This is a genomic window from Pseudomonas sp. NFX15 (genome assembly GCF_049132105.1).
In the GTDB taxonomy this organism is placed as follows: domain Bacteria; phylum Pseudomonadota; class Gammaproteobacteria; order Pseudomonadales; family Pseudomonadaceae; genus Aquipseudomonas.
On record NZ_JAFMPV010000027.1, the window covers coordinates 33,900 to 56,881 of the forward strand.

General features: G+C 60.3%; 16 protein-coding genes. 6 read left to right on the forward strand and 10 right to left on the reverse strand.

The window, feature by feature from the left end:
• Positions 1 to 2: 2 nt before the first annotated feature.
• Complete coding sequence (locus J1D76_RS22895; RefSeq protein ID WP_421140610.1) at positions 3 to 4,682, reverse strand: membrane-targeted effector domain-containing toxin; 4,680 nt, start codon at positions 4,680 to 4,682, stop codon at positions 3 to 5.
• Between the two features lie 228 nt (positions 4,683 to 4,910).
• On the opposite strand from J1D76_RS22895, the gene J1D76_RS22900 reads away from it, so the two are divergent.
• Both J1D76_RS22900 and tadA read left to right on the forward strand, forming a co-directional pair.
• Positions 4,911 to 6,287, forward strand: coding sequence for a multicopper oxidase family protein (locus J1D76_RS22900; protein ID WP_421140611.1), 1,377 nt, complete (start codon positions 4,911 to 4,913; stop codon positions 6,285 to 6,287).
• Positions 6,287 to 6,775, forward strand: a complete 489-nt coding sequence (gene tadA, locus J1D76_RS22905) for a tRNA adenosine(34) deaminase TadA (protein WP_421140612.1) — start codon at positions 6,287 to 6,289, stop codon at positions 6,773 to 6,775. The genes J1D76_RS22900 and tadA overlap by 1 nt, the downstream gene beginning before the upstream one ends.
• Positions 6,776 to 6,856: 81 nt before the next feature.
• Here tadA and cmoB read toward each other — a convergent pair whose 3' ends face one another.
• From cmoB to J1D76_RS22940, 7 genes are all read right to left on the reverse strand, one after another.
• On the reverse strand, positions 6,857 to 7,813 hold the full coding sequence (gene cmoB / locus J1D76_RS22910) for a tRNA 5-methoxyuridine(34)/uridine 5-oxyacetic acid(34) synthase CmoB (protein WP_421140613.1): 957 nt from the start codon (positions 7,811 to 7,813) through the stop codon (positions 6,857 to 6,859).
• Complete coding sequence (gene cmoA / locus J1D76_RS22915; RefSeq protein ID WP_421140614.1) at positions 7,810 to 8,589, reverse strand: carboxy-S-adenosyl-L-methionine synthase CmoA; 780 nt, start codon at positions 8,587 to 8,589, stop codon at positions 7,810 to 7,812. Before cmoA ends, cmoB begins: the two co-directional genes overlap by 4 nt.
• Positions 8,590 to 8,640: 51 nt before the next feature.
• Complete coding sequence (locus tag J1D76_RS22920; protein WP_421140615.1) at positions 8,641 to 9,276, reverse strand: lysoplasmalogenase; 636 nt, start codon at positions 9,274 to 9,276, stop codon at positions 8,641 to 8,643.
• 2 nt (positions 9,277 to 9,278) lie between these two features.
• Entirely contained in the window at positions 9,279 to 9,671 is a 393-nt protein-coding gene (locus J1D76_RS22925) for a protease inhibitor I42 family protein (protein WP_421140616.1), read from the reverse strand.
• 205 nt (positions 9,672 to 9,876) lie between these two features.
• On the reverse strand, positions 9,877 to 12,294 hold the full coding sequence (gene lon, locus J1D76_RS22930) for an endopeptidase La (RefSeq protein ID WP_421140617.1): 2,418 nt from the start codon (positions 12,292 to 12,294) through the stop codon (positions 9,877 to 9,879).
• 311 nt (positions 12,295 to 12,605) lie between these two features.
• Positions 12,606 to 15,014, reverse strand: a complete 2,409-nt coding sequence (locus J1D76_RS22935) for a glucose/quinate/shikimate family membrane-bound PQQ-dependent dehydrogenase (RefSeq protein ID WP_421140618.1) — start codon at positions 15,012 to 15,014, stop codon at positions 12,606 to 12,608.
• A 201-nt stretch (positions 15,015 to 15,215) separates the two neighbouring features.
• Positions 15,216 to 16,598: a carbohydrate porin gene (locus J1D76_RS22940; RefSeq protein ID WP_421140619.1), complete on the reverse strand. Its 1,383-nt coding sequence runs from the start codon at positions 16,596 to 16,598 to the stop codon at positions 15,216 to 15,218.
• A 360-nt stretch (positions 16,599 to 16,958) separates the two neighbouring features.
• On the opposite strand from J1D76_RS22940, the gene J1D76_RS22945 reads away from it, so the two are divergent.
• Entirely contained in the window at positions 16,959 to 17,189 is a 231-nt protein-coding gene (locus tag J1D76_RS22945; protein WP_421140620.1) for a VF530 family DNA-binding protein, read from the forward strand.
• 2 nt (positions 17,190 to 17,191) lie between these two features.
• Positions 17,192 to 17,833 (forward strand): Pr6Pr family membrane protein, encoded by a 642-nt coding sequence (locus tag J1D76_RS22950; protein WP_421140636.1) that lies wholly within the window; start codon positions 17,192 to 17,194, stop codon positions 17,831 to 17,833.
• Between the two features lie 161 nt (positions 17,834 to 17,994).
• Here the strand turns inward: J1D76_RS22950 and J1D76_RS22955 are convergent, their stop codons facing one another.
• Both J1D76_RS22955 and J1D76_RS22960 read right to left on the reverse strand, forming a co-directional pair.
• On the reverse strand, positions 17,995 to 18,783 hold the full coding sequence (locus tag J1D76_RS22955; protein WP_421140621.1) for a siderophore-interacting protein: 789 nt from the start codon (positions 18,781 to 18,783) through the stop codon (positions 17,995 to 17,997).
• The gene (locus tag J1D76_RS22960; protein ID WP_421140622.1) at positions 18,780 to 19,355 is read right to left on the reverse strand and encodes a PadR family transcriptional regulator; all 576 of its coding nucleotides are present in this window, start codon (positions 19,353 to 19,355) and stop codon (positions 18,780 to 18,782) included. The genes J1D76_RS22955 and J1D76_RS22960 overlap by 4 nt, the downstream gene beginning before the upstream one ends.
• A 504-nt stretch (positions 19,356 to 19,859) precedes the next feature.
• On the opposite strand from J1D76_RS22960, the gene J1D76_RS22965 reads away from it, so the two are divergent.
• On the forward strand, positions 19,860 to 20,339 hold the full coding sequence (locus J1D76_RS22965; RefSeq protein WP_421140623.1) for a CS1 type fimbrial major subunit: 480 nt from the start codon (positions 19,860 to 19,862) through the stop codon (positions 20,337 to 20,339).
• Positions 20,340 to 20,450: 111 nt separating this feature from the next.
• On the forward strand, positions 20,451 to 22,973 hold the full coding sequence (locus tag J1D76_RS22970) for a CS1-pili formation C-terminal domain-containing protein (RefSeq protein ID WP_421140624.1): 2,523 nt from the start codon (positions 20,451 to 20,453) through the stop codon (positions 22,971 to 22,973).
• Positions 22,974 to 22,982 lie beyond the last annotated feature (9 nt).

Consider the following 22,982-nt stretch of genomic DNA (forward strand, 5'->3'; position numbering starts at 1 on the left):
CGTTATTGAGGCAAGCGACCTTCGAGGCGCATGCCCATGCGGCCCAGCGCCCAGGACAATTCGACGATGCTGTCGTACGGCACTTGATGCACTTCGGTCCAGGTGGGACGGTTGACCAGGTATTTGCCGTCAGCCGTTTGCTCGACCAACGTTCGCGTAATCTGGCCATTTCTGGCGCGATGAATCAGCGTCCAGCTGGCTTCAGTGTTTTCAAAGGTGAACATGCCCTGCCTGAACAGCAGTCGAGAGAGTTCCTCGGGCGTACGTTGCAGCAGCGGCAGTGGCATCTGCAAGTTCAAGTCGGCGTAGAGCGTGTCGACATTGCCAATGAAGGACTCGGGTTGTGTGGTAAAACCGCGTCCCACTTCAATTCCCCGGTCCGTCTCTATCAGTAAGTCGCCCTCTGGCGAAACTTCTTCGATGCGTAAACCGATACCGCCCTGCAATTCGCTGATACCCGCCATGCCGCGAAAGGTATTGGTGTTTTCCTGATCGGTCAGCACGACCCATTTGCCGGCGCCGTTGAGCGATGTGTCGGCCTGTATGAGGCTGTGCGTCAGGTAGGTTTTGATGGCTTGCTCATGCATGTCGGGCAACGGCGAGGCGGGGTAACGGTAACTCGCCAGACAGTCTGTGGCCTGTACTCGAATGCCATTGACTCGCGCGGTCTTGACCACTTCAAGCGGTGCGTATCGGCCGGCAGGATCGCTTTGCAGCTGTCGCAGGGTGGCTTCCAGATCGTCGGACATTTCCCCGGTTGTAAAGAACGTATTGAGATCCAGTTGGCTGAAATCGCTGAGCAGGCGATGGAAGTAAATCGTTTTGACCCCGGAGCGGGCCAGTCTCGGCATGTTCTCGATCAGCAATCGCATGCTGCCAATGCGATCCTGGCTTTCGCCGATGACCAGGCCAGGGGCTGTCTCAAACACCTTGGCAATCAGCTCTGCTGCTGTGGTCGAGGAAGAAACAATGGGTAGCGTTGGGCGATCGGGTAGCAGGTCATTGAAATCATCACGAGCAAAAAACTGTCGGGCGTCGTGTGACAACCGGGTGCGATGGAGTGCGACGTGTTCATCATAGGTGGTCAGCCCGCGCAGGCTACCGTTGGGCTGGCGAATGATTTTAATGTGGGTTTCAGGTATGCCGAGCGCCAGCTTTCTGAGGCTATATCGGCGAGGTACATCGTAGGGGGTGGAAGCGGGGCGCAGTGCGGGCAGCGGCGGGTTTTGAACCGGGTTCTGGAACGTTCCCGGTTGCGAGTTACCGCCGCCCTTGAGCCCGCCCCGAGGTGTCAGCTCCCATTCGCCCTGAGCATTGAGACGTACGGGGCGTGTTCCTGAAAACGCATTCGGGTGTTCAGGGTCGATGATCGCCCAGGTCCCACCGCCGTTGGCGTCGGCCTCAAAGCGCACGTAATAAGGCGTGTCATCGAGCATGATGGCGTTTGCCGGGTTGGAATCGAGCAGATAGATGCCCAGGTTTTTTCCCGGTTCGCTTACCGGAATTCGACCCTCCAGCAGTTCGTTGGCTTGCCAGTGGGTGGGGGCTTCAAGATTGGACAAGGATGACTCAAATTCCTCAGGCACTTCGGCCAACCAGCCCATGGGCTTCATGCCCTTTGCAATCAATGCGGCTTTCAGTTCATCGAGGGTGTTCACCGTCATAGCGTCATAGGCGGGCTGAAGCGGGGTATCCAGATTGAGTCGGCCCTCGGGCGTTGACCTGATGGCGCTTTCGACTATTTCATTGTTGGCGTTACGGTAGACCACCAGAATGTTGTTTCCATAGCGCTGCAGGGTGAACATTTCAGGTTCCGGCAGCAATGCCTCCAATTCCTGCGGGCTTCTATAGGCCCACTGGGTTTCAGCCTGCAAGCGCCAATCTCCCCGGATAAAATCCTGCTCTTCGTAAAGGTCTATGCCCTCTGGCCAAATCTCGTGGGCTACGGAGTCCGGGGCGTGCGAATACTGCACCGCCAAGCCAGGGTCGGAACCCATGGCGTTTGCCTGACCCGGCGCGACATCATCGATGCGCAGACTCACCGCGCCGGTTTGCTCGCTAATGCCCTGAAAGCCCCTGAACGTGGTCATGTTTTCTTGATTGACCAGCGCAATCCAATTGGCCACGCCGTTCGTTTCTTCGTTGAATTGAATAACCTCACTGGCAAAAAAACTTCTCGCGATTCGGAAACTCCCGTCCCAGTCCATCGGATCTTTATTGATGTTGTAGGTCGTCGACATGTCGATGGCCTGGACGCGGATTTTCTGGGCGTTGGCAGACTTCACCAGGTTCAGCAAATTGAACTGTCCGTCGGGATCGTTACCGGCACGGATATCGAGGTTTTTAAGGTAGGTCTCCAGCTCTTCGGGCATTTCGCCGGTGCGTGCGAAGGTGTCCAGGTCGAGTTGGTTTACGTTGGCCAGCAGCTCCTGCAAATAGAGGGTCTTTACGCCACGTCGGGCCAGGTCTCGCATGTTTTTGATCAGGAACTGTTTGCTGCCGACACTGCCTCGGGTCTCGCCGACAACAAGTCCTTTTTTGTCTGCAAAAGCGGTATCGAGCAATTCGGATGTTGTTTCAAACGTCCGTGCGGTAGAAACCGGTTGATCAAGACTCGGTGGATTGAGCTCGTAGTACGCTTTCGCGTCACTGACCAGGGTTCGTCGAGGTTCTTCCTGAGCCAGCTCGAATTCGCTCAAGGACTCGGTGAGTTCGTCGGCCGGGGACATGAAAATACTGCGAGCGCCGACGATGTCCTCATCGGCCCCGAGCACACTGCGCACGTCTATCGAGCCAAGGGTCCATACCCTTCGGAACAGACCCCGGACGTCCGCGCCACCGAGTGACCAGGCCCTCATCTGAGGATCTTCGAGGCCGGGGACATGAATGCCAGGCGTTTGTGCCCATTCGCCGGCTACAGATTCACTGGATGTGCCCGCAGTCGCAACAGGCGCTACGTCCATGCCGCCTCTGAGTCCCAATCGCGGGATGAGTTCCCATTTGCCTTCCGGGCCGCGGCGCACGGGTATCGAGCCCGAGAAAGCGTCGGGGTTGGCCGGATCGACAATGGCCCAGGTGCTGCGGCCGTTGACGTGGGCTTCATAGCGCACGAAATAAGCATCGTCGTTGAGCTTGATGGCCCTCGAAGGGTTGGACGTGAGCTGATAGGTGCCATTGAATTTGCCCGGTTCACGAACCAGCGTGTCTTCGTCGAGGGAGACATCGATTTTGAAATGCTCGGGCACCTTCGCTGTCGGCTCGGGCGCAGTTTCAACGGTGGTTTCCCCTGGTGCCGTTATCGAGCCTTGCGCGGGTAGCGTTGACTCCTTCAGATCGGCCATTTCCGTGGCTTCGGCAGCGTCGATGTCGGGGCCTGCCTCCTCCAGGGAGCCCGGGCCCTTCAACACCAGAAGATTGAACAGCAAATCAATGCCGCTGAGCACCGCCCCCAGGATGCCGGCCTTACGCTCTTCGGTGGTTTTGCCGTTGACCGCCTGATCAATGTTCAATCCCAGGCTGGCAATACTGGCGCCAATCACGGGCAGTGCGATCGGCCAGCCAACGACGGCCATCGGCCCGAACACTTTCAAGCCGGCGCTGAGATAGCCGATCCAGAGCTTTTTGCGCAGATCGCCGTTGGAGATAAGGGAAAGATCGGCCTCGGAGAACATGGCGGTTTTGGCCGAGTCGCTCAGCCAGGAAAAGGCGTCACCGCTGATCGCCTCGTCATTCTGATTGATCAGGTGGTGATCGTACTTGCCCCAGGTACTGACCAAACGGTTCATGAGGTCGGTGATGTTCTCGGCAACTTGCTGGCGGTCGGCGAGGGAGAAATGCGTCATGAATGCATGGCGGACGTCCTCCTTGTTCATCTGCTGCAATATCCAGTAGTGCATGTCTATAGGGGTTTTCAATGTCCGGAAGGCGGAGCTTGCACCGGGTAGATACACGATCTGCCGGCCCTTGGAGGCGGCGAAACGAAGGATGTTGTTGGCGACATGGCCATCGACATCCAGGGTCCGAACCTGGCTGGAGCAAGGATGATGGGCCTGCAGGAACGCCAGGCTGACGGGCCAACTGACCGGGCCCATGACAGCCTCAGTGATGAACTGAAAATCTTCGTCACTCAACTGGCGTTTGTCCCGTGCCCGCACGGCCTGGATGAGGAAATTGCACTTGGCCAGGGTGCGAAAATCGGTACCGGATTCGCTCCAGAATGTGGTCAGACGCTCGCGGTACAGCGAATTGAAATCGAGGCGCCAAAAGTCTTTCAGCACCTCGTTGCCGTGCAGTTTCACTTCGTTGGTTTCGTTAAAGAGCATGGCTTTCGGGCCGGCTGTGTAGAAACCGGCGTACGAGTCGATTAAGTCGGCGTTGTCTTGATCCGTGACCCGGAAACGGTGGATCACCAGCTGCGTGAGGGTCATGGTTGACGTGGGTGTCGCCTTGGCGTGCTCCCACCCGGTGAAGGATTTCGTGCTGCTTTGGGCGGCGTCGAAGCGATGGAAGTACACCTTGTCCGGATCAAGCCCGGTGATGCCGTACTTTTTCAGTAGATTGCCGGCGACCTCGCGAGCCGTGTCTTGCAGGCTGGGGCAGGTCTGGATGATGCGGGTGGCGATGGCCTTGAGCGCGGCCTTGTCGGCGGTGTTGGGCAAGGGGCGTGTGTCGGTGGGGGTCATGTCGTCGATCCTTGAGAGATGGGCCGTAAGCATGAGCCGCTGATCCAAGGCGGGTGCGGTAAATAGTTATGCCAATGAGCGGTTTTCTGGGCGTTATGTTCGGGCAGGCAGTGCCCTTAACCTGCGTCCATCCGCCGCGCTGCCCTTACTGTTTCGCAGTTGCAGGTGTATCGTATTCGCCTTTTGCAGGCCCCGGGCCTGCCGCAGATACGTGAGGTAGTTGAGTTCATGTCGTTTACCCGTCGCCAAATCCTCGGTGGCCTGGCCGGTCTTGTTGTCGTTGGCGTCGGTGCCGGGGGCGCGTCGCGTTACTGGCTGGGCAAGAGAGCCGATGCCGAGGCCGGCCACGATTACGAGCTGATCGCAGCGCCGCTGGACGTGGAACTGGTGGCCGGGCACAAGACCCAGGCCTGGGCGTTCGGACCGTCGGCGCCGGGTACCGAGTTGCGTGCGCGCCAGGGTGAATGGCTGCGGGTGCGCTTCATCAACCACCTGCCGGTCGCCACCACCATTCACTGGCACGGCATCCGCCTGCCGCTGGAAATGGACGGCGTGCCCTACGTCTCGCAGTTGCCGGTGTTGCCGGGGGAATACTTCGACTACAAGTTCCGCGTGCCGGATGCCGGCAGCTACTGGTACCACCCGCATGTGAACAGCAGCGAAGAGCTCGGCCGCGGCCTGGTCGGCCCGTTGATCATCGAGGAACGCGAACCGACCGGTTTCAAGTACGAAAAAACCTTGAGCCTCAAGAGCTGGCATGTCGATGATGTCGGCAATTTCGTCGAGTTCAGCATTCCCCGTGAAGCAGCCCGTGGCGGTACGGCCGGGCGTCTGGCGACGATCAATGGCGTTCCGCTAGCGGTGATCGACTTGCCGGCGGGGCAGATCACCCGGGTGCGAATTCTCAACCTCGACAACACCCTGACCTATCGGCTGAACATTCCCGGTGTCGAAGCGCAGATCTATGCGCTGGACGGCAACCCGGTCGAGCCACGCCCGCTGGGCAAGGAATACTGGCTCGGCCCGGGCATGCGCATTTGCCTGGCGATCAGGGCCCCGGCGGCCGGTGAGGAATTGTCGCTGCGTAACGGCCCGGTGCGCCTGGGCACGTTGCGTTCGGTGGCCAATAGCGACGCTCCGACCGAGTGGCCATCGGCACTGCCAGCCAACCCGATCGCCGAGCCGGACCTGGCCAATGCGGCGAAACTCAACTTCAATTTCGAATGGGTCGGCTCGGTGTCGGTCAACGTCGACAACGGCAAGCCGCCGAGCCTGTGGCAGATCAACGGCAAGGCCTGGGACATCACCGACAAGACCTGCGCCGACCGACCGATTGCCAAGCTTGAAAAGGGCAAGAGCTACATTTTCGAATTGAAGAACATGACGCAGTACCAGCACCCGATCCACTTGCACGGCATGAGCTTCAAGGTCATCGCCTCGAACCGGCACAAGGTGATTCCGTACTTCACCGATACCTACCTGCTGGGCAAGAACGAACGCGCGCAAGTGGCGCTGGTGGCCGATAACCCGGGCGTGTGGATGTTCCATTGCCATGTGATCGACCACATGGAAACCGGCCTGATGGCCGCCATCGAGGTGGCGTGATGCGTCAGATTCGACCTGCAGCGATCATTGATCGCAGCCGCGATCAGGATTTCATGCGTGAAGCGCTGGCGCTGGCGGCTCAAGGCGCGGCGCTCGGTGAGGTGCCAGTGGGCGCGGTGCTGGTGCAGAACGGTGAAATCATCGGTCGCGGCTTCAATTGCCCGATCAGCGGCAGCGACCCGAGCGCCCACGCCGAAATGGTCGCGATTCGCGCAGCGGCGCAAGCGGTGAGCAACTATCGCCTGCCCGGCAGCACGCTGTACGTCACGCTGGAGCCGTGCAGCATGTGCGCCGGGCTGATCGTGCACTCGCGGATCGCGCGGGTGGTGTATGGCGCACTGGAGCCGAAAGCCGGGATCGTGCAGAGCCAAGGGCAGTTCTTTACCCAGGGCTTTTTGAATCACCGGGTGTTGTATGAGGGTGGGGTGTTGGCCGAAGAGTGCGGGGCGGTACTGAGCGAGTTCTTCAAGGCTCGACGTGCGCGGTGACAGGGCCGACGTCTTCGCTGGCAAGCCAGCTCCTGCAATGGATCGCGGTCGACTGTAGGAGCTGGCTTGCCAGCGAAGCTTTTATTTCCTGGCGACGATCACGGCCCGCATCGGCGCTGGCAGTCCTTCGATAGTCTTGCTGTGATCCTCAGGATCAAGGAAGTCACTCAGCGACTGATACTTCATCCACTCGGTGCCGCGTTGTTCCTCGACGGTGGTGGTGCTCACGTCCACGCATTTCACATCGGTGAACCCGGCGCGGCGCAGCCATAGCTCCAGGGCCGGGACTGACGGCAGGAACCACACGTTGCGCATCTGCGCGTAGCGGTCTTCCGGCACCAACACCTGATGCTTGTCGCCTTCGACCACCAGGGTCTCCAGCACCAATTCACCGCCTTTGACCAGGCAATCCTTCAGCGCCAGCAAATGCTCGATGGGCGAGCGGCGGTGGTAGAACACGCCCATGGAAAACACCGTGTCGAAGCCTTCGAGGTTCGGCGGCAGGTCTTCGAACGGGAATGGCAGGTGCCAGGCGTTCGGTTCGGACAGGTAACGCTGCACGGCCTGGAACTGACAGAAGAACAACCAGTTGGGGTCCACACCGATCACGCTGTCGGCGCCGGCGCCGAGCATGCGCCACATGTAATAGCCGTTGCCGCAGCCGACATCGAGGATGCGCTTGCCCTTGAGGTCCAGGTGCGGCGACACCCGCGACCATTTCCAGTCCGAGCGCCATTCGGTGTCGACGTGCACGCCGAACAGGTCGAACGGCCCCTTGCGCCATGGCGACAGCCCCATCAACGCGATGCGCATTTGTGCTCGGGTCTCATCGCTGCAATCAGTGTCGAGCTTCAAACCGTTGAGCAGATCGACTTCACTCGGCCGAATCTTCGGCAAGGCGTCGAGCGCGGTTTGCCAGCGCTCCAGGTCGCCATGGCCCTTCTCCATTTTCTTGTCGAGTTGCGCTTGCAGCGTGGTGGCCCATTCGGCCAGCGGCGAGCCAGCCAGACGGCGGGCGAGGGGAGACAAATCAATCATGGCAAGGCAATCAACGAGGCGAAGTTAAGACACTGAAACCACGGCACGACTGTCGAGAACCCGGCCGCCAGCAGGCGTTCGCGGTGTTCTTCGAGGCTGTCGGGCTTCATGACGTTTTCGATGGCGCTGCGCTTCTGGGCGATTTCCAGTTCGCTGTAGCCGTTGGCGCGTTTAAAGGCGATGTGCAGGTCGGTGAGCAGCGCGTGTTCCTGCTCGTCTTCAAAACGCAGTTTTTCCGAGAGGATCAGCGCACCGCCAGGCAACAGTGACTGACGGATGCGTGACAGCAACGCGGTGCGCTGGTCGGGTGCGATGAATTGCAGGGTGAAGTTCAGCGCGACCACAGAGGCCGGCTGGAACTCCAGCGCCAGGATATCGCCCTCGATCACCTCGACCGGCAGCAACTCCTGGAACATCGAATCCTGCCCGTTAAGGTACTCGCGGCAGCGCTCGACCATCGCCGCCGAGTTATCCACAGCGATCACCCGACAACCGTCGCTGCGCACGTGCCGCCGCAGGGCCTGGGTCACGGCGCCCAGCGACGAGCCGAGGTCGTACAGCACGCTATTGGGCTGGGCGAATTGCGCGGCGAGCACGCCGAGGTTTTCGACGATGGTCGGATAGCCCGGCACCGAGCGCTTGATCATGTCCGGGAACACCCGCACCACGTCCTCGTTAAAGGCGAAGTCGGGCACCTGGGCCAAAGGCTGGGCGAAAAGGCGATCGGATTCTTTGCTCACGGCGGTTCCAGCGGTGTAGGTGGAAAAGGCCGGCATTTTAGCCAAGTTGGCGCGCGGATGCGCGGGTTGTCTGATAAAGCGGCGGGGTTAGCGTGTTCTTTGGGTGAACGCCGAGGCAGTGATCCCCCATTGCCCCAGCCAGTAGCTGAGGATGATCACATAAGGCGCCGCCTCGAACGGTACGACAAACCGGCTGATGCCAATCACGCTGTCGGAGAACACGAACGCCACCGCGCCACCCGCCGCCAGCCATGCCGAACGCTGGGGTACATCGCTGCCGAGCCGTGCGAGCGCGCGCCAGAGCATGGCGCTGATTGCCAAACCGTAGACGATCACCGGCACCAGCAACGGACCCAGCCCATGAGCAATCAGAATACCCAGCAGCACCGCGCCGACACCGAGGGCAATCACCAGCGGCAAGAGCGCCAGGCGCCGGCAATCGCTCAAGTACGCTTTCAGGTAAGCCAGGTGCGCGACCAGAAACGCGCCAAGACCAAACACAAACAAATCCCCCGGCCAGGCCAGCAACACATCGCCGAGCAGGGAGAAGATCAGGCCGAGGCTTATCCAGCGCCGATACTCGCTGGGCGGTGCGTCATGCAGCCAGCCGAGCAGGGCCAGCACCGGCAGCGGCTTGACCAGCAGGCAGAGCAAGGCGGCATGCACGCTCAGGCCGTAGAGAAAGGTCACTGCGCCCATCAGCGCCAGGATCAGCCAGCCCACGGTCAGTTAACCGAGATCGCGCAGTCGAAGACGTCCACCGGCAACACTTCCGGCGCCCAGGGTTGCTGCGAGGTCAGGCGCAAACGCCCGGTGCCCGAGGCGAAGGCCTGGAAGCGCCAGGTCGAGACCCCGGCTGAGCCAACGATGCCGGCATCTTCCGGGTTCTGATACACCTCGGGGCCGAGGGCGTGCAGGACGCCGCCGGCCGAATCCTGGATCGCCCAGCGGTAACCGGTGGTCGGGTTGCTTGGCAGGGACAGGATCAGGTTTTGCCCGCTGGTGAGCTTCACCGGGCATTCGCTTTGTTTTTCCACGGTCACATTGTGTGCAGGTGGCGTGGCGCAGGCGGCGAGCAAGGCGAGGGCGAGGGGGACAAGCAGGCGAATGGGGGACATACAGTCAGTGGCTCCGGCGTTCACGACGAACGGCGAGCATAACCGAGATGAGACAAAGTGTGACAGCGGGGGGCGTTCGGGCTGACGCCTTCGCTGGCAAGCCAGCGCCTACAAGGGCCGGTGGTGTTCACAACATGTGTGCCCACCACAAAACCGTAGGAGCTGGCTTGCCAGCGAAAGCGCCGGTTCAGGCGCTACAGGACTCTCAGAACAACACCTTCGCCACATCCGCAAACTTCTTGGCAAAGTGCACGGTAATGCCTTCCCTCAGGTACTCCGGCAGCTCCTCGAAATTCCCGCGGTTCGCTTCCGGCAAAATCAATTCGAAGATCTTCTGCCGCCGCGCCGCAATCACCTTCTCGCGAACCCCGCCAATCGGCAAGACATGCCCGGTCAACGTCAATTCACCGGTCATGGCCACGCCTTTTTTCGGCGGCTGGTTGCGCGCCAGCGACAGCAGCGCACTGGCCATGGTCACCCCGGCACTCGGACCGTCTTTGGGGGTGGCGCCTTCCGGCACGTGCAGGTGGACGAAGGCTTCGTCGAAGAATTTCGGATCGCCGCCGTAGGATTTCAGGTGCGAGCTGACGTAGCTATAGGCGATTTCCGCCGACTCTTTCATCACGTCACCCAACTGCCCGGTGAGCTTGAAGCCACGGTTGAGGGTGTGGATGCGCGTGGCTTCGATCGGTAGGGTCGCGCCGCCCATGCTGGTCCAGGCAAGGCCGGTGATCACGCCGACACCCGCCAGCACCTGCTCGTTGCGGAACACCGGTTTGCCCAGCGAGGTTTCCAGGTCTTTGGGGCCGAGCTTGATTACCGCGCTCGGCTCGTCGAGCAGTTTCATCACCGCTTTGCGCACCAGTTTGCCGAGGTTTTTTTCCAGCTGGCGCACGCCGGCTTCACGGGCATAACCGTCGATCAGTGCCTTGAGCGCGCTGTCGCTGATGGTCAGGCTGGTCTTGGACACGCCGGCCTTTTCCAACTGTTTTGGCCACAAGTGACGCTTGGCAATCGCGACTTTTTCTTCGGTGATGTAGCCCGACAGGCGAATCACTTCCATCCGGTCGAGCAACGGGCCGGGGATTGAATCGAGGGTGTTGGCGGTGCACACGAACAGCACTTTCGACAGGTCCATCCGCAGATCCAGGTAGTGGTCGAGGAATTCGACGTTCTGCTCAGGATCCAGGGTTTCCAGCAGCGCCGAGGCCGGGTCGCCCTGGTAGCTCTGGCCCATTTTGTCGATCTCGTCGAGCATGATCACCGGGTTCATCACCTCGACGTCTTTCAACGCCTGCACCAGTTTGCCCGGCTGTGCGCCGATGTAGGTGCGGCGGTGGCCCTTGATCTCGGCTTCGTCGCGCATGCCACCCAGGCTGAACCGATAGAACGGCCGGCCGAGGGATTCGGCGATGGATTTGCCGACGCTGGTCTTGCCCACGCCCGGCGGGCCCACCAGCAACACGATGGAACCGCTGATCTCGCCTTTGTAGGCGCCGACCGCGAGGAATTCGAGGATGCGGTCCTTGATGTCGTCGAGCCCGGCGTGGTGCTTGTCCAGCACCTTGCGTGCGTGCTTGAGGTCGAGTTTGTCCTCGCCGTACACGCCCCACGGTACCGAAGTCGCCCAGTCGATGTAGTTGCGGGTCACCGCATACTCCGGCGAGCCCGTTTCGAGGATCGACAGCTTGTTCATCTCTTCTTCAATGCGCTTCTGCGCCTGGGGCGGCAGGACTTTGCCCACCAGCCGTTGCTCGAACTGTTCAAGGTCGGCGCTGCGGTCGTCCTTGGTCAGCCCCAGCTCCTGCTGGATGACCTTGAGTTGTTCCTTGAGGAAGAATTCGCGCTGATGCTCGCCGATCTTGCGGTTAACTTCGGCAGAAATCTCTTTTTGCAGGCGCGCGACTTCGACTTCCTTGCGCAGCATCGGCAGGACTTTTTCCATGCGCTTGAGCATCGGCACGCAGTCGAGCACTTCTTGCAGCTCGCTGCCGGTGGCCGAGGTCAAGGCAGCGGCGAAATCAGTCAGCGGCGACGGATCGTTGGGGCTGAAGCGGTTGAGGTAGTTCTTCAGTTCTTCGCTGTACAGCGGGTTGAGCGGCAGCAGCTCTTTGATCGCATTGATCAGCGCCATGCCGTAGGCCTTGACCTCGTCGGTCGGCTCGGTGGGCTGGTGCGGGTATTCCACTTCCACCAGGTAGGGCGGGCGATGGTGCTTGAGCCAGGTTTTCAGGCGTACGCGGGTCAGGCCCTGGGCGACGAATTGCAGCTTGCCGTTTTCGCGGCTGGCGTGGTGCACCTTGACCAGCGTGCCATACAGCGGCAGGGCCGAGGTGTCGAAATGGCGCGGGTCGTCCTGGGGCGTGTCCATGTAGAACAGGGCCAGGGAATGGTGTTCGGACTTGGCCACCAGGTCGAGGGTCTCGGCCCATGGCTCTTCGTTGACGATGACCGGCAGCACTTGGGCCGGGAAAAACGGCCGGTTGTGGATCGGAATGATGTAGACCTTGTCCGGCAGGTTCTGGCCGGGCAGGGCGAGGCCTTTGCCGGTGGTGTGGTGCGTGGCGTTTTCCGGGTCGGCGTATTCACTCGGGTCTTCGGGGAATTCTTGCTGGTCGCTCATGGGGGCACCTGCGCAATGGGTATGGGTCTTAGATGGGGCAGGTTGGTGGTGGTTTCAACGGTCATTTTCTGCGAAGCGGTGTTTCGCAGGCGTGTTCAGGAGAGAGACAGGTTAGCTGGATTTCGCCACGACACGGTCCTTGTAGGAGCGAGCCTGCTCGCGATGGCGTGTCAGTCGACATCAATGCAGCTGATACACCGTCGCGAGCAGGCTCGCTCCTACAGGGGGGTCTATGGTGTTTTGAAATCTGCGGAGACAAAAAAAGGCGACGCCTGTGAGGGCGCCGCCTTTGTATTACCTGCCGTTAAAACTTACTCGGACAGTTTGTACGCAATCACATAGTCACCCTGCTTGGTGCCCAGCGAACCATGACCGCCAGCCACGACCAGCACGTATTGCTTGCCGTCCTTGCCGGTATAGGTCATCGGCGTGGTCTGTGCGCCGGCCGGCAGGCGGCCTTCCCACAGTTGCTTGCCGTTTTTCATGTCATAGGCGCGCAGGTACTGGTCGAGGGTACCGCTGAGGAAGCCCACGCCACCGGCGGTGGTGAAGGTGCCGCCCAGGCTTGGCACGCCCATGCTCAACGGGATCGGAACCGGCGAGCTGTCGCGCACGGTGCCGTTCTTGTGCATCCAGATTTTTTCATGGGTGGTCAGGTCGACCGCCGCGACGTAGCCCCAGGCCGGGGTCTGGCACGGCAGGCCCAGTGGCGACAGCAACGGCTCAAGGACCACGCCATACGGCGCGCCTTTGTTCGGCTGTACGCCTTCGGTTTCGCTTTTACGCGGACCTTGGGCGGCGATTTGCGCTGCCGGGATCAGTTTCGATTTGAACGCCATCCAGTCCGGGTTCACGAACGCGATCTGACGCACCGGGTCGACCGAGATGCCGCCCCAGTCGAACACGCCGAAGTTGCCTGGATACACGATCGAACCTTGCAGCGATGGTGGCGTGAACGGGCCGTCATAGCGCATGGATTTGAAGGTGATGCGGCACATCAGTTGGTCGAACGGGGTGACGCCCCACATGTCGCGCTCTTTGAGCGGCGGCGGCATGAAGTTCAGGTCGGACTTGGGCTGGGTTGGCGAGGTGTGATCGCCTTCCACCGCACCTTGCGGCACCGGTACTTCGTTGATCGGCACGATGGCCTTGCCGGTGCTGCGGTCCAACACGTAGATGCTGCCTTGCTTGGTCGAAGCCAGTACAGCCTGCTTCACGCCTTCTGGGGTCTTCAGGTCCATCAGGGTCGGCTGGCCGCCGACGTCCATGTCCCACAGGTCGTGGTGGGTGAACTGGAAGTGCCAGCGCACCTTGCCGGTGGCGATGTCCAGGGCGGTCAGGCCGGCCGAGTGCAGTTCCGATTCCGGCGTACGGGCGCCACCGAACTGGTCCGGGGTCTGGTTGCCCATCGGCAGGTAGAGCATGCCGAGTTTTTCGTCGACAGCGAACATGGACCACATGTTCGGCGAGTTGCGGGTGTAGGTCTTGCCTTCGGCAATCGGCGTGGTGTCGTCCGGGTTGCCACTGTCCCAGTTCCACACCAGTTTGCCGGTGTGCACGTCGAACGCGCGGATCACGCCGCTCGGCTCGTCGGTGGAAACGTTGTCGGTCACGTGGCCGCCAATGACCACCAGGTCTTTGGTGACCGCTGGAGGCGAGGTGGAGTAGTAACCGCCGGCGGCAAAGCCGCCGATGTTGGCGCGCAGGTCGACCTGGCCCTTGTCGCCGAAGTCTTCGCACATCTTGCCGGTGTCGGCATTGAGGGCGATCAGACGGGTGTCGGCGGTCGGCAGGAAGATGCGTTTCGGGCAGGCGCTGGTGACGGCCGCGCTGGCGCTGCCGGTCGGGCTCTGCTCGGAGGCGTAGACGGCGTCATCGTGATACGACACGCCACGGCAGGTCATGTGCGCCCAACCTTTGAAGTTCGCCGCGTTCTGCGTGGAGATCTTCGGATCGAAACGCCAGATTTCCTTGCCGGTGTCTGGGTCCAGGGCAATCACCTGGCTGTGCGGCGTGCACACGTAGAGCATGCCGTTGACTTTCAGCGGGGTGTTTTCGGCGGTGGTTTCACCCGGGTCGTTCGGCCCTGGCAGGTCGCCGGTGCGGTAGGTCCACGCCTCGACCAGTTTGTGGGCGTTTTGCGGGGTGATCTGCGCCAATGGTGAGTAACGGTCACCGTGGGCGCTGCGGCCGTAGGAGTTCCAGTCACCATCCGGCATCGTCGGGGCGGTATTGGTCATGCCCGGCACGCTGTCGCGGTCCAGCTGGCCCTTGAGTTCACCGGGGTTGGTGAACTGGCTGGCCAGTGCGGCGGCGCCCGCCAGCACCACGGCCACGCTCAGGGCGCCAGTGCCCATCGGTGAGGCGCCGGTCAGCAGCAGCGGACGACGGAACCATGGCAACAGCATGACGATACCCAGTGCAAACAGCATGGCCAGGCGTGGCACCAGTTGCCACCAGTCGAGGCCGACTTCCCACAAGGCCCACACGGTACTGGCAAACAACACCAGTGCGTACAGGCCCAGTGCGGCGCGGCGCGCAGCGATCAGCAGAATGCCGGTCAGCGCCAGGCCGATACCGGCCAGCAGGTAATACAGCGAGCCGCCAAGCATGCTCAGCTTGATCCCCCCGGCCAGCATGGCCAGGCCCATCAGTAGAAGCAGAATGCCGAGCAGGGTCGGCAATAGACGGCTTCGACCCAAGGCACTATCTGTGCTCATAGTGTGATTCTCCGTGACGTTTCAAGTAGTCCCGCGCAAGTTCACTGTAGATGACGATCTGGCACGGGCATGGTTCAGTTAAAAACGAACAGCCTTTTGTAGGCGCTGGCTTGCCAGCGAAGGCGGTGTGTCAATCGGTGCAAGCGTCGGCTGACACACCGCCTTCGCCGGCAAGCCGGCTCCTACAGGTGTGGGGTGTTTTTAGAACGAGGACTGGACCTTGATCCCGCCGATCAACGCGTCATCGATCTCGTTCACGCCACCGGGGTGGCGGATGTATTGCAGGTTCGGGCGCACGGTCAGCCAATGGGTCACGTGCACGCCGTAATAGAGTTCGGCGCTGTATTCGGTGTCCTGGGGCGGCAGGTAGGTCGGGTTGTCATAATCGAAGACCCCGTTAACCTGGTTGATCGCCTCGGCATTCTTGCGATAGGCCGGGTTGACGTGGACGCGGGCAATGGCAAAGCCGATGTCGTCCTTGGCGCGGGCGTCGAACAGGCCTTTGTAGACGAGACCGGCCTGGACATAGTTGTCGATGGCGTTGGTCTTCTTGTCGTGCAGGGTGCCGTTGGCGAACAGGTTCAGGCCGCGCGAATGGTCGCTGGCGAGGCTGGTGACTTGCTGCTGGAGGCCGAGCCACACGCCGTGTTTGCTCGATGCGCTGCGGTAGGCCTCGCCACTCAGGGCGGCGGGTTGGCCATTGCTGTCCTTGTAGACATCGGTGGCGTTGGCGCTGCTGTAGTAGTAACCGGCGCGGTATTCGCCCGGCAGGCCGTTGAACTTCGGCGTCCACACCAGCTCCACCGGCAGGACTGCGCCCTGGGTGCCGCTGCCACTGAGCTTGAAGCCGTTGTCGCGGTCGAGGTTCGACGGGTTCTGTTCATAGGCGCCGACCTGTGCATAAAGCTCTGGCGTCAGGTGATACTTGACCCGCATGGCCCACTGGCTGACTGGCCAGTTGTACCAGATGTCGCCCGCCCAGTTGCCGACCTGGGAGCCACAAAACGCCAGGTTCTGGAAGTCGCAGGGGAAGCTGTTGAAGTCTTCGCCTTCGCCGAAACGGCCGACCTTGATGTCGAGCGTTTGATCGAGGAACTTCTGCTGATACCACATCTGCGTCAGGCGCCAGGTCTGGCCGCGGCCCCAGACTTCCTGGGCCGAGGTGAAGCCGCCGACCCGCGGGTCGTTGATGCGGTCGTTGCTGATGTTGTTGCCGTTGCGTTCGGTGACGGTCAACTGGAACTCGGCATCGTTCCAGCCGAGGATCTTCTGCAGGTCCAGATGGGTGCCCAGGCCGAACTGGTCGCTGTAGCGCGCGGTGTGATCGTGGTCGTAGCCACCGTGCAGATTGCTGCCCATTTCACCGGTGTAATCGACTTTGAAGTCGTAGCCTTTTTCCGCGAGTTCTGTACGAGTGCCGTTCCAGTCACCGAACATCCACGGGGAGTCGCTATCGAAGGCCGGCGCTGCCTGGACGCAGGAGGCGAGGCCCATGGCGGTCAGGCCGCTGATCAGGGGCAGGAGGTTTCGTGGGGCAGCAGTTGCAAAGACAGCGCTGTCTCGCAAGGATTTAAAGTCGGGCATAGACACGGAATTCTTGATCTTTTTCTGGGGGGATAACGAAAAACAGCGGACGTCAGGCATGTAGCAGAAGCGTTTCAGCTAAAACGGGCGCAAGGATAATGTTCTGTTACAAATAGAGAAAGTGCTTTTACCGATATGCAGCCTTTCGGAATTGGTAACAGTCTGTAGGCACTGGCTTGCCAGCGAAGCTTTTTGCGTCAATGACATAAAGACCTGACCCACCCCTTTCGCTGGCAAGCCAGCTCCTACGGTTAAACAGCGTGATATTCAGAGCTCGCCTACATTTAATGAGCTTCCCCCCAACGAAACCCTCGGCTAAGGTGCGCGGCTTCCCATTCCCTCACTGCTCGAAGGCCCGGCATGACCGAACACACTCCTGACCCGCTGCACGGCATAACGCTGGAACAGATCCTCAACGCGCTGGTGGAACATTACGAGTGGTCGGGGCTGGCCGAGCGCATCGATATTCGCTGCTTCAAGAGCGATCCAAGCATCAAGTCGAGCCTGACGTTCCTGCGTAAAACCCCGTGGGCGCGGGAGAAAGTCGAGCGTCTGTATGTGAAGCTGATGCGTACCAAGCGACCGCTTTGACAATGCTCAGCACGCCGGCGTTGCGACGTCGTTTCGTGGCCGTGGCGGCCCTGCTCGGCTGGGCGGGGTTGAGCATCCAGATGTACCTGATCTTCCAGTCCCGCTGGGCCTTGGGCGCGAGCCTGATTGGCGGGCTGGTGAGCTTTTTCAGCTATTTCACCGTGCTGAGCAACACCCTGGTGGCGACCGTGCTGACCTGTGCATGGACATCCCGCGATTCCGCCGCACGGCGCTGGTTCTTGCAGCCCGGGGTCAGTAGTGCGATTGCCGTGAACATCGTCGTGGTGAGCCTGGCCTACAACCTGCTGCTACGCCATTTGTGGCACCCCGAGGGTTGGCAATGGCTGGCCGATGAACTGTTGCACGACATCGTGCCATTGCTGTTTCTGGGGTATTGGTGGTGCTGTGTGCCCAAGGGCACTTTGCGCCTGTGGCATATCGCGCTGTGGGCGATGTATCCGCTGCTGTATTTTGGCTATGTGTTGTTGCGCGGGCACATGCTGGCGGTTTACCCGTATCCGTTCGTGGATGTGACCAGGCTGGGTTATCCACAGGTGTTCATCAATGCCAGCGGGTTGCTGGCGGGGTTCGTGGTGATCGCGTTGGTGGTGATCGGGCTGGACCGGTGGCGGGCTCGAAAGTGAGCAACCATGGAAAGGTTGAACACCTTTGTGGCGAGGGAGCTTGCTCCCGCTCGGCTGCGAAGCAGCCGTAAAATCTGCACATAAGGTTTTGGCACTGCTGCGCAGTGCAACGGGAGCAAGCTCCCTCGCCACAGAACATCCGGCTCACTAATGGATGGTCTTCATTGCTCAGCACTGCCCTCCAGCTTCCAGTACCCCACCGCCTTCACCAACTGTTCGTCCAGCCCGTGCTCATCGAGCAACACCCGGCGAATCTGTCGCGACACTTTGCTCTCGGTCGCCACCCAGGTGTAGAGGTTGCCGGTCGGCACCTTGATCTGGCGCACGGTGCTCAGCAGGTGATCCTTGCCACCTTCGCGCAGCACCCAGATCACATTGACCTCAGCCGCACTGTGCAGCTCTTGCTGCTCCTTGCCGTTCTCCACTTCCACGATCACCAGCGCCCGGCGATTGGCCGCAAGGCCTTCAAGGCGTCGAGCGATGGCGGGCAGGGCGGTTTCGTCGCCGATCAGCAAGTAGCTGTCGAAGATGTCCGGCACGATCATCGAACCCCGCGGCCCGCCGATGTGCAGGAATTGTCCGGGTTCGGCCTGCGCGGCCCAGGTCGAGGCAGGGCCGTCGCCGTGCAGCACGAAGTCGATGTCCAGCTCCAATGTCTCGAGGTCGTAGCGGCGCGGGGTGTAGTCGCGCATCTCGGGCATCGGGCCGTTGTCCTTGCCGGCGCCCAGCACCAGGTTTTCCAGGGCCGCCGCTTGCTCGGCGTTCTGCGGGAACAGCAGCTTGACGTGATCGTCCGTGCCCAGGCTGACGAAGCCTGCCAGCTCAGGGCCACCCAAGGTAATCCGGCGCATGCGCGGGGTCAGCTCGACCACGCGCAAGACTTCCAGGCGACGGCGTTTGATTTCATGCATGACACGGTGAATGGTTTGCGGCGCGATCACTTCAGTCATTCGGCTTGCTCCTGAGCGGGTTGAACGGCATGGCCGTCGACAATGGCCTTGGCGGTGTTGTTGAGCAGGTCGCGCACCCGCAGGATTTCCTCCGGGCTCCAGCGGCCATGGTGCATTTGCAGGGCATGGCGCAAGTTATGCACAGCCTCATGGATTTCCGCGGGGCGATCATGCCCGCGCAGCGAACGCTTGCTGACCTCGATGCGCATCCGCACGCCATCGAGTGCAACGGCTTGCTCGTTCAGGAATAGACGTCCGGCGTCGGTGAGGGTGTAGCGCTTTTTACCAGCCTCGGTGTCGCCCAGGATCAGTTCGCTTTCTTCCAGGAACGTCAGGGTCGGGTAAATCACGCCGGGGCTGGGGCAGTAGGCGCCGTCGAACATGCCTTCGATCTGGCGGATCAGGTCGTAGCCATGGCACGGCTGTTCGGCGATCAAGGCCGGCAGCAGCAATTTCAAGTCGCCGGGGGCAAACACCCGGGGGCCGCGGCCGCCACGTTCGCGGGCGGGACGTTTCTCGAAGCCGTCGCGGCTGTCACCGTGCTCGCGGTGGGGGGAATGATGGTCTCTCATTTTTGCTTTCTCTCGTCGTGTTTAGATACAACTTAAGATATATCTTATGAGAAAGGCAAGCACTCCCGACCGACGGTTTGCCCCGACGCGGGACTGAAAATCAGCGGTCAATCAGCAAAAAAGTGCTCGACAGCACAAGGGCAAATGCGCAAATTAGTGTTAAGTCTCTAAACTACGCTTTTGCTCCATTGTTTACGGGGAGTGTGGTATTGGTCTTACAGAAGTCACTTTGATAATATTTCACCGGCCCTGTCGACTAGTACACGCTTTGTAGTCTGTCTCTTACAGATGAACTTTGAGTTCGTCTTTATTCCCGGTTTTTTCTTTCTATCCTCGTAGCACTTTGGCTACGCACTTGCAGGAACTTGCCTGCTTACTTTCCAGATCATTTGCCCGATCATCTTTCGGCGTTGAAAGTTCAGCTGGGCAAATGGCTGCTCGTGACAGTTTTTACTCACCATGAACTTTCAGCACTTATCCTTTTTAAAAAACAGGTACTGAAAGATGTTCAAGAAAATTGCGTTCGCTGCTCCCCTGGCCGTTCTGGCGCTGAGTTCTTCCATGGCATTTGCTGCCACCGAAGCCAGGCACTCCATCAGCTTGAAGGCAACCGTCAATTCCGACGATTTTTACGCGGTGCCGGTTGATGCCGACCTGGTCAACAAGGACCAGGACATGAGCTACAACCCGAGCACCGACGCCATGAAAACCGTCGACGGGCACTTTGACGTCCTGCATACCGCCGGCAAGGTCAACGCCCGTCTGGAGGGCGTTCCAAAGCTGATCGCCGGTAACAGCACCATTGATTTGAAAGTTGAACTCAATGGCAAGACGTTGACCACCACCTCCCAGGAAGTGGTTGGTGATAAGGAATCCAATACCCGCTATCGTGCGCCATTCAAAGTCAGCGCGGTCACCACTAAAAAACCCGATGCCGGCGACTACACCGGTGTGGTCATGTTGGTCATCGAACCTTCTGTCTAAGCAAGGCTTTCGATACTAAAACGTTTACTTGATCCAAGTAACGTACTCGGTCGACAAACTTTTCGGTTTGTCGGCCGTGCTTTGACTTCTTTGCAATTAGAGTATTTTTTCATGTTCCCGATGACGCCCATCGCGGCGGCGCTTGCGCTGCTGTTATGTAGCAGCGCATTTGCGGCACCCACTGCTGCAGATCACACGCCGCGAAGTTTGCTGGCTCAGGCCAAGGGCCTGCCGGCGGAATTCGAGGAGCACTTTTTCGATGTTCCGTTGGCAGTCCGGATCGAACTTGATCAACAACCCCTCGGTGAGGCGATGATTGTGTTGTCCCGTGATGATCGGGTGACGCTGCTCGATTTTACGGACACCAGCGAAAGCCGTTATGGCGCCAGTGAGCGTGATGCCTGGAGCGACATTCTCAAACCCGGCGTGACACTGGGCAACTGCACCGGCCAATGCCCGGAACAGATGCTGGCGGTGCACTACAACCTTGAAAACTCGCTGCTGTCGGTCATCACCGAACATGCCGAGCGCGACAGTGAAACCAAGCGTTACTACGATCAGCCAGAGGGTGGCAGCAGCGGCCTGATGGTGCGTAACCAACTCAATCTCAACGGCGGCCAGGACCAGGACCTGGGCGGTCGTTTTGGCCTGGAAGCCAGCGGTAGCCTGGGAAACTGGACCCAGTCGTTCAACATGCAACTGTCTCGTCTGGGCGGCCCGGACGACAAGCTCTACCACGCCGTGCATGAGCTCTATAGTCAACGCGAACTGGAAGGCCGTTTTTTTCGCCTGGGTTACTTCACTCCCAATTCCGAAGGCTTGATGCGCGAGCCGCGCTCATTCGGCACCAGCCCCGATACCGCGGTGGGTGTGATGTATGGCAGTTCCGACAGCCTGGCGATCGACAGTCCGAAACCCAGTGTCTATCCGGTTTATGTCACCGCCAACCGGCAGGGTTCCGTGGAAATTTACCGCGACGGCTTACTGATCAATACCCAGTCGGTCCCGGCCGGTTTGCAAACCCTCGATACGCGTCCTTTGCCCGGCGGTATCTACGAAGTGGAAGTGCGCCTGATCGAAGACGGCCAAGTGACCTCGACCACCCAGGAACTGATCTACAAGCCCAACAATTGGCGCAACCATGACCAGCGCTGGCGCTACAACCTGTTCGCTGGACAGGAAAGCAAATTGTTCAGCAACTGGGATGATCAGGCCAGTGGCGATGCCACCGTTGGTGCGGCCATCAATTACTTGTTGCATCCACGGGTGATCCTCGGGCTATCGGCCCGTCAGGTACAGGACACGTTGCAATACGGCAGCTCCATCGACTGGAGTCTGGCCAACAGCTTCAGCCTGTACGCCAACGTGTACCAGACAGAAGACCACGGCACCGGTGCCGACCTGCAAGGCCTGTACAACTATGGCGCCGGTAGCCTGGTGGTCAGCCACAACCGTAGTTGGCTCGACACCACCGATACCTACGACACTTTGCCCGATGGCACGCGGGTGCGTCAGCGCAACGTGTTCACCGGGCAAACCAGTAATTCGTCGCTGGCGCTCAATCACCGGATCAGCCGCAAAAGTTCGCTCAATGTGCGGGTGTCGCACAGCGAGGGCAACGTCGAAGGTGTCGGCGCGGATCTTGGCTGGACGCAACGCACCGTGCTGTTTGGCAGTGATGCCAACTGGCGGCTTTCGCTGTTCGACCGCCCGGGCAGCTACAGCAGCGGCGACGCGCGCAATCGGGGCGTCGACCTCAGCATCAACCTGTCGCTGGGCCGTCCGGGACAGCAGATATCCGGCAGCATCGGCAGTCGCACCGCCCGGGACGGTAGCCGTGACAACAATGGCTCCTTCGGCTTTCGCCAGGATCTTCAAGACCATGTGCTGCAAAGCGTCTCGGTGACGGCGCTCACCGATACCTACGGCGTCGGACTGTCGAGCCTGGCGAACTTTCGCACCGACACCCTCAACGGTGACGGGTTCATCCAGCGTTCGTCGTTCAACAACAACTTCACCGGTGGCTTGAACCTCGACAGCTCGCTGGTCGTTGGCGCGCAGCGCATGGCATTGACCAGTCAGCATCAGGGCCGAGGGGCCGGGATGATTGTCGATGTCGAGTCCGATATCGACGGTATCGCCCTGCGAGCGGATGACCTCAGTGGCGGCAGTGCAGCGCTGCATCCAGGACGCAATTTCATACCGCTCACCGCTTACAAGAACAGCTCGGTGAGCTTCGACTTCGAAGGCAACGACGTGCCGGCAGCAAGCATTGAACCCGCGCGTACGCGCTACCACCTGAACAAGGGCGGCGTGGAGTACCGCAAGGTGCGGGTCATGAAAACCCTGACCGTGCTCGGCCGCTTGCTCGACCCACAAGGGCAGCCGCTCAAGGGCCATCACGTGATCAATCACGCCAGCCGTGGTGTCAGCGAAGCCGATGGATTCTTCTCCATGGAAATGAATGCCGGATCGCCGACCCTGGAGGTGCGTCATGCCGACCAGTTGCTGTGTCAGTTCCGCCTCGATGTCGACAAGCACCGCAGTGAAAACAACGTGTTGATGATCGGTGATTTGCGTTGCAGCCCGGACACCCTGGCCGACGCCACTTCCATCCGCCAGTCGGCGGGTTGAATGGCCAAG

Bases quoted from the DNA above. Each gene is read 5' to 3' on its own strand.
- J1D76_RS22895 (WP_421140610.1), bottom strand. From the start codon at position 4,682: ATGACCCCCACCGACACACGCCCCTTGCCCAACACCGCCGACAAGGCC.
- J1D76_RS22900 (WP_421140611.1), top strand. From the start codon at position 4,911: ATGTCGTTTACCCGTCGCCAAATCCTCGGTGGCCTGGCCGGTCTTGTT.
- tadA (WP_421140612.1), top strand. From the start codon at position 6,287: ATGCGTCAGATTCGACCTGCAGCGATCATTGATCGCAGCCGCGATCAG.
- cmoB (WP_421140613.1), bottom strand. From the start codon at position 7,813: ATGATTGATTTGTCTCCCCTCGCCCGCCGTCTGGCTGGCTCGCCGCTG.
- cmoA (WP_421140614.1), bottom strand. From the start codon at position 8,589: ATGCCGGCCTTTTCCACCTACACCGCTGGAACCGCCGTGAGCAAAGAA.
- J1D76_RS22925 (WP_421140616.1), bottom strand. From the start codon at position 9,671: ATGTCCCCCATTCGCCTGCTTGTCCCCCTCGCCCTCGCCTTGCTCGCC.
- lon (WP_421140617.1), bottom strand. From the start codon at position 12,294: ATGAGCGACCAGCAAGAATTCCCCGAAGACCCGAGTGAATACGCCGAC.
- J1D76_RS22935 (WP_421140618.1), bottom strand. From the start codon at position 15,014: ATGAGCACAGATAGTGCCTTGGGTCGAAGCCGTCTATTGCCGACCCTG.
- J1D76_RS22940 (WP_421140619.1), bottom strand. From the start codon at position 16,598: ATGCCCGACTTTAAATCCTTGCGAGACAGCGCTGTCTTTGCAACTGCT.
- J1D76_RS22945 (WP_421140620.1), top strand. From the start codon at position 16,959: ATGACCGAACACACTCCTGACCCGCTGCACGGCATAACGCTGGAACAG.
- J1D76_RS22950 (WP_421140636.1), top strand. From the start codon at position 17,192: ATGCTCAGCACGCCGGCGTTGCGACGTCGTTTCGTGGCCGTGGCGGCC.
- J1D76_RS22955 (WP_421140621.1), bottom strand. From the start codon at position 18,783: ATGACTGAAGTGATCGCGCCGCAAACCATTCACCGTGTCATGCATGAA.
- J1D76_RS22960 (WP_421140622.1), bottom strand. From the start codon at position 19,355: ATGAGAGACCATCATTCCCCCCACCGCGAGCACGGTGACAGCCGCGAC.
- J1D76_RS22965 (WP_421140623.1), top strand. From the start codon at position 19,860: ATGTTCAAGAAAATTGCGTTCGCTGCTCCCCTGGCCGTTCTGGCGCTG.
- J1D76_RS22970 (WP_421140624.1), top strand. From the start codon at position 20,451: ATGTTCCCGATGACGCCCATCGCGGCGGCGCTTGCGCTGCTGTTATGT.